Below are 17415 nucleotides of genomic sequence, written 5' to 3'. Positions count from 1 at the left end.
GTGAAGAAGGCTGATGGCAGCAAGGCAGGACGAGTACTGGGCTGGGAGACGCGGTCCACAGAGGAGACGATCGTCGCCAGCGCCGAGAGCCTGATCAGCCTGGGGCTGGTCAAAGCCGCTTCAATCGGCTAGACGATTGATTCCTGGGGGTTCCGGCTAGCAGGACCGCCAGCTGACAAGCGAACTGGCGAAACGGCTCAGCAGCAAGCATGGGCGACCCGGACGGCCGCCCTCAGCCTGGTTGGCTTCGGGGGGCCGGCCGGGGCGGCCAGGCGCCGCTACTGTGCCCTTGGCAGCCAGAGGCTGCGTGACGTTTCGCGCCGGTACCCCCAGGAATCAATCGTCTAACTCCCATCCGGCGGGTTGATGAAGTCCCACTGGTTCTTGTCCCACACGTCCTGCATCCCCTTGTCGACTATCGTCTGCGCCCAGACCCGCAGTCCGTCCGGCTTCGTCAGCTGGTAGATGAACGTGTGGTCGACGCCCTTGCGCAGCGTGTAGTAGTTGTTCACCAGATCCGCGATGACGTTGATGTCCTTGGGCTGGTACGGCTTGCCCCAGGAGTCGTCGACGAACAGTTCCGGCTCCTGCCCCTTCTTCTGGAGGTTCAGGATGTCCTGGGCCATGCCCACGATCGGGCTGTCCGGGGTGTAGACGATCGGGGGCACGCTGGTCTGGTCGCCGCCGCCGGCGAAGCCGGACAGGAAGCCGGCGGTGATGAAGCGGCTGGCCGGGATCTGGCCCGACATGAAGTAGATCGAGGGGTCCATGCCCCACACGATGATGGGCTCCGACTTGCCGGGGCCGGCCGCCTTCTGCACCTCCTGGGCCACTTCCCAGTTGTGCTCCATGTCCGTGCGCGGCCAGGTGAACGCCAGCGTCAGGAACAGCGTCGCGGTGGTGCTCGTGACGCCGAGCATCGTCCAGCGCAGTCGCGAGCTGTTGCGGTGCAGTGCGCCGGTGGCCAGGATCACGATCGGCGGCAGCATCTGCAGGAAGTAGTGGCCGAAGAAGTGGAAGCCGCTGGAGACGCCCACCGCGGCGCCGGCGAGCCAGAGCCAGAGGTCGGCGTCGGCCTTGATGACGCCGTTGCGGACCGTCATGTACATGATCGACAGGAACGCGGCGGCGGAGGCACCGGCGAAGATGCCGAAGTTGCCCCAGAACCGGGCCATGATCGTGCCGAAGGAGCCCAGGGAGGTCAGGTAGCCGCTGTTGCCGGTGAAGACCCAGAAGAAGAAGTCGCCGAAGCCGACCCAGAACGCGACGCCGACGATCGGCAGCAGGAACGCGGGGATGACCGTGGCCAGCCCGCGCCAGCGCTGGTCCTTCCACGCGCGCCAGGCGACCGGGAGCATCGTGACGCCCGCGGTCTGCTTGGTGAGGGTGGCCAGGGCCGCCGCCACGCCGGAGCCGGCCAGGAGCGGGATCGCGCGGCCGCGGTTGCGGCGGGCGCTGTCGGCGAGCAGGAAGGCCGCACACGTCCACGGCAGCATGAAGACTTCGAACGAGGCCGCCTGGGAGTCTTCCGGCGCCAGTCCCGCGGAGCCGAGGAGGTAGAGCAGACCGGCCCAGACTCCGTGCTGGCCGTAGCGGCGCTTGGCGATCTGGGTGATCAGGATCGCGGTGACGACGTGGACCCCGATCGCCAGCACCCGGATGACCACCACCGTGGACAGGCCGTGGTCGCCGAAGAGCTTGAAGACCCAGGCGTAGACGTACGGCAGCAGCGGCGGCTTGCGGTCGACGATGATCTGGTAGAACTGCCCGCTCTCGGTGTTGAGGGCGCGGGCCTGGGTGGCCAGGAAGCCTTCGTCGGGGTTCCAGAAGGTACGGCTGAAGGCCGGCAGGTGCGTGATGGTGGCGACTGCGAAGAACAGTAGGACCACTCGGGTCCAGGACGCCTGAGGCGTGCTCCACAGGCGCTGGAAACGCGGGTTGCGCCAAGCGCGCCGGAGCCAGGAGGGCTGCGGCTCCGGGGGTTCCGCCAGGCCCGGGCCAGGTCTTGAGGGAGCGTCTGTGGCGACCATCGTCGTATTACGCCTCGCCGCCCATGGAACAGAGGTTACCTCCCACGCACGGGCGGCCGGGTGGGCAACCCCCTAAGATCAGCAGACTGCTACAGTGTCGTTACTTTCGGTGCGGAGCCGTTGGCCAATGCCTCGGCGGTACCGTTCGTGGCGGCCCCGTTCGCGGCAGCGGCGTCGGCACGGTTCGCACCCGGTCCGCTACCGAGCCCGTTGCTCAGCCCGGCGACCAAGCCGACCACCTCGTGCGCGATCCGCTGGCCGGTCAGGCCGATCTGCTCCAGCACCTCGCCGCGGTTGGCGTGGTCCAGGAACTCCGCCGGGACGCCGAAGTCGCGCAGCGGGGTGTGGACGCCGGCGTCGCGCAGGATCTGGGCGACCACGCAGCCGACGCCGCCGACCCGGACGTTGTCCTCGACGGTGACCACCAGGCGGTGCTCGGCGGCCAGCATCAGCATCGCCGGGTCCACCGGCTTGACCCAGCGCGGGTCCACGACGGTGGCGCCGATGCCCTGGTCGGCCAGCCGCTCGGCGACGTCCAGGGCGACCCCGGCCATCGCCCCGACGCTGACCAGCAGCACGTCCGGGGCCAGTTCGGTGCCCGCGGTGGTGCGCAGCACGTCCATCGAGCCGGCCTTGGCGACCGCCGGGATGTCCGTGCAGACCGCGCCCTTGGAGAAGCGGATCATGGTCGGGGCGTCGTCGACGTCCAGCGCCTCGCGCAGCTGGGCCCGCAGTTGGGCGCCGTCGCGCGGGGCGGCGATGCGCAGGCGGGGCACCACCTGGAAGATCGACATGTCCCACACGCCGTTGTGGCTGGCGCCGTCGTTGCCGGTGACCCCGGCCCGGTCGGCGATGAAGGTGACGCCCGCGTTGTGCAGGGCGCAGTCCATCAGGACCTGGTCGAAGGCGCGGTTCAGGAAGGTCGCGTAGATCGCCACCACCGGGTGCAGCCCGGCGAAGGCCATGCCGGCCGCGGAGGTGACCGCGTGCTGTTCGGCGATGCCGACGTCGAAGATCCGGTCCGGGTGCGCCTCGGCGAACTTGGCCAGGCCGACCGGGTGAAGCATGGCGGCGGTGATCCCGACCACGTCGTCGCGCTCGGCCCCGATCCGCACCATCTCGTCGGAGAACACCGAGGTCCAGGACTTGCCGGCCGGGACCAGCGGCTGGCCGGTCTCCGGGTCGCTGTCCACGGCGACCTGGTGCAGCTGGTCGTTGACGTTGTTCCGGGCGGCCGGGTAGCCCTCGCCCTTGCGGGTGATGGCGTGCACGATCACCGGGCCGTGGTAGTGCCGGGCCCGGCGCAGCGCGGCCTCCATGCCGGCGATGTCGTGGCCGTCGACCGGGCCGACGTACTTCAGGCCCAGGTCCTCGAACAGGCCCTGCGGGGCCACGATGTCCTTCAGGCCCTTCTTCACGCCGTGCAGCGCCTCGTAGAGCGGGGTGCCGATGACCGGCGTGCGGCCGAGCATGCCCCGGCCCCACTCCAGGAAGCGCTCGTAGCCCTGGGTGGTGCGCAGGGTCGCCAGGTGGTCGGCCAGGCCGCCGATGGTCGGGGAGTAGGAGCGCTCGTTGTCGTTGACCACGATGATCACCGGGCGGTCCTTGGCGGCGGCGATGTTGTTCAGCGCCTCCCAGGCCATCCCGCCGGTCAGGGCGCCGTCCCCGATCACCGCCACGACCTGGCGGTCGGTGACGCCGCGCACCTGGTGCGCCTTGGCGATGCCGTCGGCGTAGGCCAGGGCGGTGGAGGCGTGGGAGTTCTCGATCACGTCGTGCTCGGACTCCGCGCGCGCCGGGTAGCCGGACATCCCGCCGGCGTGCCGCAGCGCCGAGAAGTCACGCCGCCCGGTGAGGAGCTTATGCACGTAGGACTGGTGGCCGACGTCCCACAGGATGGTGTCCTTGGGCGAGTCGAAGGCCCGGTGCAAGGCGATGGTGAGCTCCACCACGCCGAGGTTCGGGCCGATGTGGCCGCTCGTCTTCGCCACGGTCGGGATCAGATAAGCGCGGATCTCCGCGGCGAGCTCGATGAGCTGCTCGGAGCTGAGCTTGTCCAGATCGCGCGGACCCTGGATCGCCTCCAGCAGTGCCACCCGATCCTCCTTCAGTTGAAACAGACGCCCTGGCTTCCAGTTATACGGCAGAGAGTCTAAGCCCGGCCTGAGCGCCGCCCTGGCGCTTCCAGGCCGCTTCTACATGATCTTCACATGGCCCGCGCAGGGTGTTCACACGACGACGCCTCCGCCGCCGAGCAGCGGCGAACATGAGTTCGGCGCCGCTGCGCGAACAGGCGGCGCCTTGCCAGACGGCTCGATACGGCTGTCACACGAGCGCGAGTGTCACAGGAACGCGAGTGTCACAGGAACGCGAGCCGCGGCTGGTCCTGGCCGAGTACCTGGGCCGGATCCGCGCCGAGCACCTTGTCCAGCAGGGTGGCGTAGACGCTGCGGAAGTCGGTGTTGAACTTCAGGTCGCCGTCGTCGAGGTCGGTCAGCGAGGGCTGCTCGCCGTAGAAGCCGCCGTTCACCGGCTCGCCGACGACCAGCACCGGACCGGCGGTGCCGTGGTCGGTGCCCTCGTTGGCGTTGGCCTTCACCCGGCGGCCGAACTCGGTGTAGAGGACGGTGACCACGTTCTTGCCGTGCGGGCCGGCGGCGATGGCGTTCTGGAAGTCCACGACCGCCTTGTCGACCTCGCCCCACAGCTGGGACTGGGTGCCCTTCTCCGCGCTGTGGGTGTCGAAGCCGCCGAGACTAACGCTGTACACCCGGGTCGGGACCGAGGCGTTGATGCACTCGGCGACGATGTCCAGCTGTTGAGCCAGCGCTGAGGTCTTCGCGGCCTTGGCGGCGCCGCCGGCCGCGGTTTTTGCGGTGCCGGCGCCCTTGCCCGCGGTCTTGCCCGAAGCCTTGCCCGCGGTCGTGGACGCCGAGGCCAGCGCCGGGCTGAAGGTCTTGGCGACGGTGAACAGGTCGGCGACGTCGCGGGAGGCGTAGGCGGCCAGCGTGGAGTCCTGCGCCGAGGGCTGGCCCAGCGCCATGAAGCCGTTGTCCAGCGGGCCGGGCCGGGGCAGCCGGAACTGGCCGATCGGCAGCGAGCTGCCGGCGGTCTTGGTACCGCCGAGCAGGGGCGGGAGCGTGCCGCCGACCGAGATCGCCTTCAGGGCCCTGATCTGGTCGTCGGGCTGGGCGTCCAGCCAGCGGCCGAGCCAGCCCGAGCCGGTGGGCTCGCCGGGGGTGGCGGTCTGCCAGATGTCCATGGAGACGAAGTGGCTGTGGTTCGGCTGCGGGTAGCCGACGCCGCGCACCACGGCGCACAGCTTGCGCTGCCACAGCTCGTGCAGCCCGGTCATCGCCGGGTTGAAGCCCAGGCCGTCGCCGAGGTCGAGGACGTCGGCGGCGGTGTAGGCGAGGTCGGGGCGGGAGTCGTGATAGGCCGGGTCGGCGTACGGGATCACGGTGTTGAGACCGTCGTTGCCGCCGTAGAGCGTCACCAGCACCACCACGCCCTGGCCCGGGGTGAGCGGCGAGTGCTGGGCCGCCGCGCCGAGCTGCGCGCCGGAGGTCGTCGGGCCGCCCGGGGTCAGGGCGGGGGCGGCCGCGGGGTGGCCGTGCGAGGAGGAGCACGCGGCCGCGAACGCGCCGGTGGACATGACGCCGGACAACTCCAGGAAGCGGCGGCGGGTCACTGTGTCCATGATCGAGTCCTTAGATTCTGGCTGCGGTGTCGAGCGTCGAGCGGGCTTTCAGTTCACGAGGTACTCGGGCGCCAGCAGGGCCAGCGTCACCAGTTGCGCCGGCTCGGCCACGACCTCGTTGAGCGCGGCGGTGCTGCGGTCGGTGAACGCGTCCACGCCGAGCAGGTGCGCGACGGCGTCGATACGCTGCGACGGGCTGCTGTTCTGGACCTGCGACAGGTCGCCCTTGGCCACGGCCCACTGTGCGAAGGCGAAGCGGGTCTGGGACGCGGCGGTGGTCAGCCAGGCAGTGCCCTCGGGCCAGCCGCCGACGTTCGGCGGGTAGAAGGGCAGTTGGCCCAGGCCGTTGAGAGCGGTGCGGAGCGCTTGGTTGTCCTTGGAATCCGCGCTCGCGTCGACCTTGATCTTCAGAGCCCTGAGAACACCGACGACATACTCAGTGGGCTGTTTCACCAAGGCGTAGCGTGCTTGCGGCCCTTGGAAGACGGGGTCGAGGAACAGTGCCCTGAGAAGCTCGGTGACGTCGCGGTTCGGGCCGTAGGCGGCCAGCAGGCGACCGGACACGTCGGCCGGGATCGGCCCCGGCATGCCGAAGCGGTCCCAGAACCGGCCGGTGACGAACTTCGGCGAGGCCGGCTGCTGCAGGATCCAGTCGACGAACGAGGTGTCGTCGAAGTCCGCGGTCCTGCCCAGGATCGTCTTGGGGGTGTCGTCGTGCAGCTTGGGGACGAGGGTGGCCTTGCCGTTCCCGTCCAGGCGCCAGCCGGTGAGGGCGCGGGCGCCGGCCCGGACGTCGTCCTCGGTGTAGTTGCCGACGCCGAGGGTGAACAGCTCCATCAGCTCGCGGGCCAGGTTCTCGTTCGGCGCCTTGAGCGTGTTGCCCGCGCTGTCCAGCCACAGCATCATCGCCGGGTCCCGGACGATCGCGTGCGCCAAGGCGGCGAAGTCGCCGCCGCCGAGCGTCCGCATCGTCTGGTTCTGCTGGACCATGTAGCCGGGGCTGGCCACCTTCTGGATCGAGGTGGCGAAGTGCCCGTGGAAGAAGAACGTGCGCTTCTCCACCAACGGCTGGGTGACGGCGGCCATCCGGGCCAGCCACCAGCCCACCATCTGGTAGTCCGACTGCGCGCTGCCCTTCTTGGGCACCTTCATGGCCGGGAAGCCGGGCAACGGTGTCGCGGCGGCACCGGGATCGGCCCCGGTCGGCGCCAGCAGAGCGGTCACGGTCGCCTCGTACCCGGCCTTCGCGGCGGCATCGATCTCGGCTCCGCTCGCGCCGAACCCCGCGCGCCGCAACAGATGCGCGACAGCCGATCTGTTCTGGTCCATACGGCCAGAATCGGGGAACGGGGTTAAACCGAGGGTAAGTAAAGGTCATGTCCCCGGAATTGGAACCCCGGCCAGCACCCGACATACAGTTCCATGAGGTGCGCGCACCGCTGGACGCGTTGGCCGCGCGCGAGCCCGAGACCGAGATCGAGGCCCAGAGCGACGACGCGGAGGAGACGAGCGAAATCGGGGACGAGGACGAGGACCCGCCAGAGGAGCCCTTCATCCCTCTGGGTTCGCAGGACGCGCCCGACTCGCCGCCCGACGAACCCATCGGCGGCCACGCGGCCATAGCCCGGTCGTTGAGCCCGCCCGCGAACATCCCGCGAGTGCTGCGCAAGGAAGCGCGGGCCTTCTTCGACGGCGCGATGTTCGCCTACACCGAAGGCGATCTGCTCGGCGCGAGGCTGTCCTTCCTGGCGGTCACCGCCATCGGCGACCCCGACACCGCACCGGCCGCGATGGTCTTCCTCGGCGTGATCGCCGTCCGCCGCCGCGACGTTCCGGAAGCCCGGATGTGGTTCACCCGCGCGGCGACCGGGCCCGATCAGCACTGGGCACTGGTCGCCGCGAACGAGTTGCGGCGGCTGAGCTGACCGCCTTCGCAGTGCTCCGCGAGCGTGGCGTCCGCCGCCTGACGCCGTCAGCGAAACAGCCCCCGACCCGCAGGGGCCGAGGGCTGTTTTGTCAGAGCTCTACTACTTCTTCAACAGGTTCCGCAGCACGTACTGCATGATCCCGCCGTTGCGGTAGTAGTCGGCCTCTCCGGGGGTGTCGATGCGCACCACGGCGTCGAACTCCACATCGCCGGCCTTCACCTTCACCGTGCGCGGGGTACCGCCGTCGTTCAGCGCCTCCAGGCCGGTGATCTCGAAGGTCTCCTCGCCGGTGAGGCCGAGCGAGGCGGCGTTCTGGCCGGCCGGGTACTGGAGGGGGACCACGCCCATGCCGATCAGGTTGGAGCGGTGGATGCGCTCGTAGCTCTCGGCGATGACGGCCTTGACGCCCAGCAGCGCGGTGCCCTTGGCGGCCCAGTCGCGGGAGGAGCCCGAGCCGTACTCCTTGCCGGCCAGGACCACCAGCGGGATGCCGGCGGCCTGGTAGGCCTGGGCGGCGTCGTAGATGGTGCTCTGCTCGCCGGTGAGCAGGTTCTTGGTGAAGCCGCCCTCGACGTCGGTCAGGAGCTGGTTGCGCAGCCGGATGTTCGCGAAGGTGCCGCGGATCATCACTTCGTGGTTGCCGCGGCGGGAGCCGTAGCTGTTGAAGTCCCGGGGCCCGACGCCGTGCTCGGCCAGGTACTTGCCGGCCGGGCTGTCGGCCTTGATGCTGCCGGCCGGGCTGATGTGGTCGGTGGTCACCGAGTCGCCCAGCTTGGCCAGGACGCGGGCGCCGTGGATGTCGGCGACCGGGGCCGGCTCGGCGGCCATGCCCTCGAAGTACGGGGGCTTGCGGACGTAGGTGGAGTCCGTGTCCCACTCGAAGACGTTGCCGGTCGGGGTGGGCAGCGAGCGCCAGCGCTCGTCGCCGTGGAAGACGTCGGAGTAGTCCTTGGCGAACATCTCGGCGGTGATGGCCTGCTCGATGACCGACTGGATCTCCTGCGTGGAGGGCCAGATGTCCTTCAGGAACACCGGGTTGTCCTCCGCGTCGAAGCCCAGGGGCTCGTTCTCGAAGTCGAAGTCCATGGTGCCGGCGATCGCGTAGGCGACGACCAGCGGCGGGGACGCGAGGTAGTTCATCTTCACGTCCGGGTTGATCCGGCCCTCGAAGTTGCGGTTGCCGGACAGCACCGACACCACGGCCAGGTCCGCCTCGTTGACCGCCTTGCTGACCGGCTCCGGCAGCGGGCCGGAGTTGCCGATGCAGGTGACGCAGCCGTAGCCGACCAGGTTGAAGCCGAGCTTGTCCAGGTACGGGGTCAGGCCGGCGCGCTCGTAGTAGTCGGAGACGACCTTCGAGCCGGGCGCCAGGGTGGTCTTGACCCAGGGCTTGGCGTGCAGGCCCTTCTCCACCGCGGCCTTGGCCAGCAGCGCGGCACCGATCATCACCTGCGGGTTGGAGGTGTTGGTGCAGGAGGTGATCGAGGCGATCACCACCGCGCCGTTGTCGATGGCGAACTGGGTGCCGTCCTCCATCGTGACCGGGGTGGGCTTGGTGCCCTGCGCGGCGTAGGTCGGCAGCACCTCGGCGAACTTGCCCTTGGCCTCGGCGAGCACCACGCGGTCCTGCGGGCGCTTCGGACCGGCGATCGAGGGCACCACGGTCGCCAGGTCCAGCTCCAGGTACTCGGAGTAGGCCGGCTCCTTGGCGGCGTCGTGCCACAGGCCCTGGGCCTTGGCGTAGGCCTCGACCAGCGCCAGCTGCTCGGCCGGGCGGCCGGTGAGCTTCAGGTAGCTGATGGTCTCGTCGTCGATCGGGAAGATGGCGCAGGTGGAGCCGAACTCCGGCGACATGTTGCCGATGGTGGCCCGGTTGGCCAGCGGGACGGCGGCGACGCCGGCCCCGTAGAACTCCACGAACTTGCCGACCACGCCGTGCTTGCGCAGCATCTCGGTGATGGTGAGCACCAGGTCGGTGGCGGTGGCGCCGGCGGGCAGCTCGCCGTGCAGCTTGAAGCCGACCACCCGCGGGATCAGCATGCTGACCGGCTGGCCGAGCATCGCGGCCTCGGCCTCGATGCCGCCGACGCCCCAGCCCAGCACGCCCAGGCCGTTGACCATGGTGGTGTGCGAGTCGGTGCCGACCAGGGTGTCGGGGTAGGCCTGGCCGTTGCGGTCGAACACGACCCGGGCCAGGTGCTCGATGTTCACCTGGTGCACGATGCCGGTGCCGGGCGGGACCACCTTGAACTCGTCGAAGGCGGTCTGGCCCCAGCGCAGGAACTGGTAGCGCTCGCGGTTGCGGCCGTACTCGATCTCGACGTTGCGCTCGAAAGCGTCCGGGCGGCCGAAGACGTCGGCGATCACCGAGTGGTCGATGACCAGCTCGGCCGGGGCCAGCGGGTTGATCTTCGCCGGGTCGCCGCCCAGCTCGGCCACCGCCTCGCGCATGGTGGCCAGGTCCACGACGCAGGGCACACCGGTGAAGTCCTGCATGATCACGCGCGCCGGCGTGAACTGGATCTCGGTGTCCGGCTCGGCGTTCGGGTCCCACTGGCCCAGGGCCTGGATCTGACCCGACGTGACGTTGGCGCCGTCCTCGGTGCGCAGGAGGTTTTCCAGCAGCACCTTCAGGCTGAAGGGGAGGCGGTCGGAGCCCTCGACGGCGCCGATCCGGAAGATCTCGTACGACTGCGCGCCCACCGCGAGGGTGTCGCGGGCGCCGAAGCTGTTCTTGGAGGTCATTGCCATGGCCCAGCTCTCGCTTGCGGAAAGTATCTCGACATCAAGACACTCTAGTGGGTGCCGCCGGGCTTCACCAACCCGGGGGGTGTCCCGCACCGCCCGGACCACGCCCCGCGGGCCGTTGTGAGCACGCTCACCCGAGCGGCGGCTGGCCCGGTCGGGCGAGTCCAGTGACAATCGTCCCAATGGAAGAGATGAGCAGCACCTCGACGGAAGACCTGAGCAGCGCTCCCACCGCCGCCTCCAAGGTCCTGCGCACCATGTTCCCGTCCGCCATTCCGGCGACCGGTTTCGTGCGGGCCACGCGCGAGCTGCTGGCACCGCGCGGCTTCCACGCGGCCAACACGCTGCCGCTGGTCGCGACCTGCCGGGACGAGCTCGCGGTGACCATCACCGCCCGGCTGTACGACACCTGGGGCGCCGGCTTCAACATGGCCGGCCTGGCCGGGATGATCGTGCTCGGCCGCACCGGCATCCTCGCCGCCTCCGGCCACGCCCCGGTGGAGGACGGCGTCCGCCGTTTCGTCCTGGTGGCGCTGCCCCACATAGGGCTGGACTCGCACGGCGTGATCGGCAACGTCGAGCGCCCCGGCGTCCCCGGCGTCTCGCACACCTGCGGCGCCCTGATGGCGCTGCACGACGAGCTGCGCGGCGACAACGCGCCGACCGGTGACTACCCCTTCCTGGACCTGGCCGACCCGGAGCAGAGCATGCTCCGCGACCGCATCCCGCCCTTCCTGCCCGACGGCCCGGTGCCGGACCTGGCCGGGCTCACCCGGATCGCGCGCGACGTGATCACCGCGGACACGCACAAGGTGATCAGCGTGCTGCGCGAGGGGCAGTCGCAGCCGGCGCACGTGGCGGTGTTCACCGGGATCCACATCAACGGCCCCGGCGGGACCGAGTACGTCGAGCCGGGCGCGTGCTACCTGGACCTGGGGGCCGACGAGCCCGAGATCGACCTGGTCATCGACTGAGCTCGACGGCGATCGGCTGAGCCGGTCGGCCGACAGCCCAGCCGACTCCCCGGCTGACTGACGGCCCGGCGCGGCTACCCCGAATGCGCTAACCGGGGAACCGGGCAGCCCACTGATCACCCTGCACACCAGTGGGCCGCCCGCGGCGGCCGGGGGTCCGTGGCCACCGCTTCCCCACTAGTACTACCGCACGCCCCGGGCCGAGGTCACGGTCCGGATCGTGCGAGATTCCCCCTCGACCGGATCGGTCGGATTCAGGACCGTCCCGGCCCGTGCAACCTCCCGCGCCCCCGACCGCATCAGGTGATTGTCCGGACACCGAAACCGAGGGGGTGCCTATGGCGAAGCCTGACCGCGACGCCGAGTTCACCGAGTACGTCAGCGCACGCCAAGCCTGGCTGCGGCGGGTCGCGTACCTGCTGTGCGGGGACTGGCATCGGGCCGACGACCTGGTACAGAGCGCGATCACCAAGCTCTACGCGCACTGGCACCGGGCCGGCCGGGCCGACAACGTCGACGGCTACGCCCGCCGCACGCTGATCAACACCTACCTGGCCGAGCAACGCAACGGGTGGGCGAAGTGGACGGTCCTGCACCGGTTCGGCGGCGGCGGGTCCGCGGCCGATCCGGAGCCGACTCCGGCCGTCCTCAGCGACCTGGAACTGGGGCTGGACCTGAAGAAGGCCCTGTTCCGGATCCCACCGCGGCAGCGGGCGGCGGTCGTGCTGCGCTACTACTGCGACCTGTCGGTCGAGCAGACCGCACAGGCCATGGGCTGCTCGACCGGCAACGTGAAGAGCCAGACAGCGCGGGGTCTGGCCACGCTCCGGGGCATCCTCGATCCGAATCCGACTCCTGTTATGGAGGGGACCTGATGACCTTCGATCTGCAGAACTCACTGGACGACCTGGCCACAGCCGAGTACGCCGACGCCCCGGTCAGCACCGTGGACATCGGCAAGGCCCGGGCCGACGGCCGGCGCCGGGTGCTGACCGCGCGGCTGGCGCCGATCGGCGGCGGCGTGGCCGTGGTCGCGGCCTGCGCGCTGGTGGTGAACGGGCTCGGCGGCACCTCGCCGACCAAGCCCGCCGGGGGCCTGAACGCGGCCTCCGGGCACCAGTTCACCGGCACCGACCCGCTGACCGCGGTCGGCCGGTTCACCTGGCTGCCCGCCGGGTTCCAGACCGCGAGCTACCTCACCGGCCCGGACTACGGGAACAGCGTCACCGCACGCACCGCGCAGTCCGCGTCCTCGCCCTCCGGGCCGGTGACGCCGCCGACGCTGGCGCTGACGTCCTCACCGACCGAGCCGCAGTTGCCGTCCTACTACACGAAGACGGAGGTGACCGTTCCGGGAAGCCCGAAGGCCTACCTGGTGTCGAACCCCGGCGACGCCCCGAGCATCCCCGCCGATCTGTCGCTGATGTGGCAGACCGCGTCCGGGTCCTGGTACGGCCTCGGCGGCGACTACCAGATCCACGGCGCCGAGCTCCAAAGCCTGCTGATCAAGGTCGCCGGCCAGGTCGCGGCCGAGGGCTCCGCCGTCGCCCTGCCGATCCACGTGGAGGGCATGCCGAAGGACGCGGTGCTCGGGGAGGCCTCGCTGGACGACCCGGCCGTGGTCGGCCAGGGCGGATTCCGGGTCGGGCTCAGCTACACCGCCGCCGGCGGGAACTTCGACATCTCGGCCGTCCCGACCGGCTGGCAGGACCCGCGGACCCAGCAGCATCCGGTCGACCCCAAGGTGTCCGCGCTCATCGGCAAGGGTTCCCCCGGGCCGGCGCCGACCGGCGAGCCGGTCTGCAAGGACTCCGGCGGACTGCACATCTGCGTTGGAGACGTCCCCGGCAAGAACGGACAGGACCCGCTGGCCTCCGTCGGCGGCGCCCAGGGTCTGCTGGACCGGATCACCTCGCTGGGCACGGACCCGGCGAACTGGACCACGCACGTCGTGAACTGATCCGCTTATCACCCGATCGGATGGGGCGGGTATTGAGATTCACCCTGTGAGAAGAACCACGTAGGAACGGTGTATCAGGCTCGCCCCGGCGCTATGCGACAGCGCCGGGGCGAGGCGCGTGCCAGTCCCGCCACACCGCGACCAGGCGGATGGCCGCGGTGATCACCACCGAGCCGGCCGCGGCGAGGTAGCCCTGCACCACGAAGCCGTGCCGCTCCAGCAAGGCGAACAGCAGTCCGCCGACGAAGGCCGGGACCGCGTACAGCTCCCGCTGGAGCACCATCGGCACCTCGTTCACCAGCACGTCGCGCACCACCCCGCCGCCGGTCGCGGTGACCGTGCCGAGCAGCGCGGCCTGGAAGACCGGCAGATGGTAATTCAATGCTTTGAGAGTGCCGGAAACCGCGAACAAGCCGAGGGTCAACGCATCGGCGACAAGGGCGATCCGGTCGAGCCGGACCGCCCGCCCGCGCACTTCCTCGATGGCTGATTTCAGCTTGGAATCACTCATTCGGCGGCTGGTCACCGACAGCACCGCCGCGGTCGCGCCGAGCGCGACCGCGAAATAGCGCCAGTCCGAGATCGCCGCGACCGGGGTGGCACCGATCAGGGCGTCCCGGATCATCCCTCCTCCGAGTGATGAGGCGACCGCGATGACCAGGATGCCGACCAGATCCAGGCCCTTACGCAGACCCGCGAAAGCCCCGGCGACCGCGGCGGCGAAGACGCCGAGGAGGTCGAGAAGAACCGGAAGATGAGGATTGGCGACCATGATGTCTGGGAATGTACCCGGTTCAAGGCGGGAGGGGTGATCCGCGGGGGGATCACTGAACTGACATCCCACAACTGGACGGCGTACGACAAATGACCGACAACCCTTGCTGTCCGGGCGACCTCATCCGTTTCCCGTACCCGATCGGCGTGTCGATGCAGTACGGTCTAGCTGGCAGCACTCGTCGAAGGGAGGTCCGCTCGTGACTGAGCTCCGCGTCATGGCCGTCACCAGCGACGGTCAGCGACTTGTGCTGCGCTCGAACGACGGCCAGGAATTCCATCTGACCATCGACGAGCGTCTTCGGGCGGCCGTCCGCGGCGATCGGGCCCGGCTGGGCCAGATCGAGATAGAGGCAGAGGGTCAGCTCCGCCCGCGCGACATCCAGTCCCGCATCCGCGCGGGCGCGACCGCGCAGGAGGTCGCCGACGCCTGCGGCATCTCCGTGGAACGCATCCGCCGGTTCGAGGGACCGATCCTCGCCGAGCGCGCTTTCATGGCGGAAAAGGCTCAGAACACGCAGGTGCGCCGGCAGGGCGAGAACCACGGGCAGAAACTCGGCGAGATCGTCGGCGAGCGGCTGGCCAAGCGCGGCGCCGAGGACCCGGCCGCGGTGCGCTGGGACTCCTGGCGGCGCGAGGACGGCACCTGGACCGTGCAGGCCATCTACCGGATCTCCGGGGAGACGTACGAGGCGCTGTGGGCCTTCGACCCGCCGCGCCGGCTGGTCACGCCCGAGGACGACGAGGCCCGCCTGCTGTCCTCGGACGCGTCCTCGATCGCGGCCGCCGAGCCGATGTTCCCCTTCGCCGCGGCCTCCGTGCTCTCCGGCGGGACCGTGCTGCCGGGCCCGGCGCCGAGCACCAACGGCTCCTCGGCCGGCGGCTCGCTGGTGCACCTGGAGGCCCGTCGGCGTCCCGCTGAGACCTCCGCGAACGGCTCCGGCGGCGCGCTGGAGCGGGAGCGCGAACGGGACCGCGAGCGCGAGCGCACGGCCGCCGAGCGGACCGCGTCCGTGGAACGGCACCCGTCCTCGATGCCGGCTTCGGCGTCCGCGGCGGCCTCGGCTTCGGCCGCCGCCGCGGTCAACGGCTCCGCCGGCGTCCCGAGCCCGGCGGCCAGCCCCGAGGAGGACTTCGACTTCCTGGACGCCGCCGACACCCGCTCCCCGGCGCCGATCGCCGCGGTGGCCGGGCAGTCGGCCGGTTCGGCCTTCGACGACGCGATCTTCGGCCCGCGGACCACCGTCCCGCACCGGGAGCGGATGGTCGGCACCACCGACCGGCAGGCCGAGGCCGACGGCGTGCGGCCGGGGCGGCGGGCCACGGTGCCCTCGTGGGACGAGATCGTCTTCGGCTCGCGGCGCGGCAAGCAGAAAGGCCGCGACTGACGCTTTTCCGCCACGGCGCTGGTCACGCGGCGGCTCTGCGGAAACGACGGTGGCTTGGTCGCAATGTCTCGGACATTGAGACCAAGCCACTTTTCCGCTATTGGCGATAGCCCGGCCGCCCACAATGTGATCGACTTCTGGTCATGGAAGTGACGCGCGAGGACGGATTGTTCATCAGCGACGACCCGGCTCTGGTCGACGCCGGCAAGGTGTACCGGTGGATCGCAGAGGAGTCCTGGTGGGGCGTGGGGCGCCCGCAGGACGCCGTCGAACGCTCGCTCGCCGGATCGCACGTCTACGGCGTCTACGCCGACCGCGACACCATGATCGGCCTCACCCGGGTGATCTCCGACCACGCCACCTTCGCCTACTTCTGCGACGTCTACGTCGACGCGGCCTATCGCGGCAAGGGCATCGGCCCGTGGCTGTCCCGGGAGATCGTGGCCGACCTGAAGGCGATCGGGATCAACCGGTTCCTGCTGGCCACCAAGGACAAGCACACGACGTATGCCAAGGCCGGGTTCGTCCCGGTGGCGCGGCCGCAGTCCTGGATGGAGATCGACGAGCGGGCGACGCGGCCGGGACCGACGGACTAGTACTACTGGCACGGCTGGCGCTCAGAACCAGGTGACGCAGTAGGGCGGGACCGCCGTCTTGAACATCCGGTCGGCGAGCGCCAGTGCCCCGGGCTTCTCCTCGGCGACCTCCCCGACCCGGGCCAGCGCGCTGGCCGCGTGCTGGCCGAGGTAGAGCGCGCCGAGGGTCTGCACCGGCAGCGTCAGGTCGGGGGTCTCAGTGCTGCGCTTCACCGTGGCGCCGGCCGGGCCGCCTTCGAGGGCGTACACGCCTTCGGCGTAGCCGTCCGGGTCGGTGACGGCCAGGACCAGCCGGCCCTCGCCTTCGTAAGTGCGCGCCCCCAACGCGGCCACGACGTCGAGCACGCGGACCCAGAGCACGTCATAGCGCTGCTTCTGACGGGCCACGCGCGGGTCGGCCATGAGGTGCCGCCAGGTGTCGTCGGCCGGGAACTTCGCGACCGAGAACGAGGAGAACCAGTCCTGTTCCCACAGGAACTGGAGCAGCCGGACGCGGGCCACGTAGTCCTCGGCGATCATGTAGGCCTCGGCGCCGTTGTCCGGGACGAAGCCCTCCCAGCTGCCTTCCCGTGGCTGGTAGTTCGCGACGCCGCGCGGGGTCCCGGCCTCGTCGCGGTAGACCACGAACAGCGATTCCTTGTCCAGCGGCCTGCCGTCGTGGGTCAGCAGGCCGGATTCGCGTTCCCACCACGCGTTGCGCCGCTCGATGGCGCCGGGGGTGGCGACGCGGAGGCGTTCGTAGACGGCCCGTCCCGCCTCGACCCATTCCGGGGCCGAGGCGAAGTCCACGGTGCCCGGCAGCGGCCGCACCGTGGCACAGCGCTTGGTGTCGAAGGTGTAGCGGGTCTCGTCGGTGGCGTGGCCGTAGCCGAAGCGGCCGTAGATCGGCCACTCGGCCGGGATCAGCATCGACAGCGGCACCCCGGCGTCGGCCGACTGCCGGAACGCCTCGGCCGTCATCGAGGACAGGATGCCGCGTCGGCGGTGGGTCTGCGCGACCGTCACCGCGGTCACCGCGCTCACCGGCACCGCGGCGCCGCCGGGGACCGTCACGGTGTTGGCGTAGTTCCCGAAGGTGCCGACCACGCGACCGCCGTCATAGGCGCCGATCGCCCGGCCGGCGGCGATGTCGTCGGCGAACACGGTGCGGCGGAACGGGCCCCGGCCGCGCTCCTGGAGTCTGAGCAAGCCGACGTCGGTCACGTCACTGAAGGCGTCGTAATCGGCCTCGGTGACGATCTTGATCTCGATGGGCACGCCCTCAGGCTAGGCACACCGGCAGGGGGGTGCCACCGAATATGCGGTTCAGGCCGGATA

At 70.3% G+C, this 17415-nt stretch carries 13 protein-coding genes; 6 read left to right on the top strand and 7 right to left on the bottom strand.

Features of this window, described 5'->3' with window-relative positions:
• Nucleotides 1–344: 344 nt before the first annotated feature.
• The 4 genes from KGQ19_RS26555 to KGQ19_RS26540 form a co-directional block, all read right to left on the bottom strand.
• Nucleotides 345–1889 carry an ArnT family glycosyltransferase gene (locus tag KGQ19_RS26555; protein WP_212013179.1) on the bottom strand — a complete coding sequence of 515 codons (1545 nt, stop codon included), beginning with the start codon at nucleotides 1887–1889 and terminating at the stop codon, nucleotides 345–347.
• A 230-nt stretch (nucleotides 1890–2119) separates the two neighbouring features.
• On the bottom strand, nucleotides 2120–4126 hold the full coding sequence (dxs, locus tag KGQ19_RS26550) for a 1-deoxy-D-xylulose-5-phosphate synthase (RefSeq protein ID WP_212013178.1): 2007 nt from the start codon (nucleotides 4124–4126) through the stop codon (nucleotides 2120–2122).
• A 263-nt stretch (nucleotides 4127–4389) separates the two neighbouring features.
• Nucleotides 4390–5730 carry a DUF1501 domain-containing protein gene (locus KGQ19_RS26545; protein ID WP_212013176.1) on the bottom strand — a complete coding sequence of 447 codons (1341 nt, stop codon included), beginning with the start codon at nucleotides 5728–5730 and terminating at the stop codon, nucleotides 4390–4392.
• A 48-nt stretch (nucleotides 5731–5778) separates the two neighbouring features.
• Nucleotides 5779–7059, bottom strand: coding sequence for a DUF1800 domain-containing protein (locus KGQ19_RS26540; protein ID WP_212013174.1), 1281 nt, complete (start codon nucleotides 7057–7059; stop codon nucleotides 5779–5781).
• Nucleotides 7060–7157: 98 nt separating this feature from the next.
• Between KGQ19_RS26540 and KGQ19_RS26535 the strand changes: the two genes are divergently transcribed.
• Complete coding sequence (locus tag KGQ19_RS26535; protein ID WP_212013171.1) at nucleotides 7158–7655, top strand: hypothetical protein; 498 nt, start codon at nucleotides 7158–7160, stop codon at nucleotides 7653–7655.
• 102 nt (nucleotides 7656–7757) lie between these two features.
• Here KGQ19_RS26535 and acnA read toward each other — a convergent pair whose 3' ends face one another.
• Nucleotides 7758–10403 carry an aconitate hydratase AcnA gene (acnA, locus tag KGQ19_RS26530; RefSeq protein ID WP_212013180.1) on the bottom strand — a complete coding sequence of 882 codons (2646 nt, stop codon included), beginning with the start codon at nucleotides 10401–10403 and terminating at the stop codon, nucleotides 7758–7760.
• Nucleotides 10404–10588: 185 nt separating this feature from the next.
• Here acnA and KGQ19_RS26525 point away from each other — a divergent pair, with 185 nt between their 5' ends.
• The 3 genes from KGQ19_RS26525 to KGQ19_RS26515 all read left to right on the top strand — a co-directional run bounded on the left by KGQ19_RS26525 (nucleotide 10589) and on the right by KGQ19_RS26515 (nucleotide 13340).
• Complete coding sequence (locus KGQ19_RS26525) at nucleotides 10589–11380, top strand: LCIB family protein (RefSeq protein WP_212013169.1); 792 nt, start codon at nucleotides 10589–10591, stop codon at nucleotides 11378–11380.
• A 338-nt stretch (nucleotides 11381–11718) separates the two neighbouring features.
• The gene (locus tag KGQ19_RS26520) at nucleotides 11719–12255 is read left to right on the top strand and encodes a SigE family RNA polymerase sigma factor (RefSeq protein WP_194895444.1); all 537 of its coding nucleotides are present in this window, start codon (nucleotides 11719–11721) and stop codon (nucleotides 12253–12255) included.
• Complete coding sequence (locus KGQ19_RS26515; RefSeq protein ID WP_212013162.1) at nucleotides 12255–13340, top strand: hypothetical protein; 1086 nt, start codon at nucleotides 12255–12257, stop codon at nucleotides 13338–13340. The genes KGQ19_RS26520 and KGQ19_RS26515 overlap by 1 nt, the downstream gene beginning before the upstream one ends.
• Before the next feature lie 91 nt (nucleotides 13341–13431).
• On the opposite strand, the gene KGQ19_RS26510 is transcribed toward KGQ19_RS26515, so the two are convergent.
• Nucleotides 13432–14112, bottom strand: a complete 681-nt coding sequence (locus tag KGQ19_RS26510; protein WP_212013160.1) for a trimeric intracellular cation channel family protein — start codon at nucleotides 14110–14112, stop codon at nucleotides 13432–13434.
• A 202-nt stretch (nucleotides 14113–14314) separates the two neighbouring features.
• Here KGQ19_RS26510 and sepH point away from each other — a divergent pair, with 202 nt between their 5' ends.
• The gene (sepH, locus tag KGQ19_RS26505) at nucleotides 14315–15502 is read left to right on the top strand and encodes a septation protein SepH (RefSeq protein ID WP_212013157.1); all 1188 of its coding nucleotides are present in this window, start codon (nucleotides 14315–14317) and stop codon (nucleotides 15500–15502) included.
• A gap of 143 nt (nucleotides 15503–15645) precedes the next feature.
• Complete coding sequence (locus KGQ19_RS26500) at nucleotides 15646–16098, top strand: GNAT family N-acetyltransferase (RefSeq protein ID WP_212013150.1); 453 nt, start codon at nucleotides 15646–15648, stop codon at nucleotides 16096–16098.
• Between the two features lie 21 nt (nucleotides 16099–16119).
• Here KGQ19_RS26500 and KGQ19_RS26495 read toward each other — a convergent pair whose 3' ends face one another.
• Nucleotides 16120–17355 carry a GNAT family N-acetyltransferase gene (locus KGQ19_RS26495; RefSeq protein WP_212013148.1) on the bottom strand — a complete coding sequence of 412 codons (1236 nt, stop codon included), beginning with the start codon at nucleotides 17353–17355 and terminating at the stop codon, nucleotides 16120–16122.
• Nucleotides 17356–17415: the final 60 nt, after the last annotated feature.

The organism is Catenulispora pinistramenti, assembly GCF_018274385.1.
GTDB classification, from domain to species: domain Bacteria; phylum Actinomycetota; class Actinomycetes; order Streptomycetales; family Catenulisporaceae; genus Catenulispora; species Catenulispora pinistramenti.
This window is presented reverse-complemented; position numbering and strand designations above follow the sequence as displayed.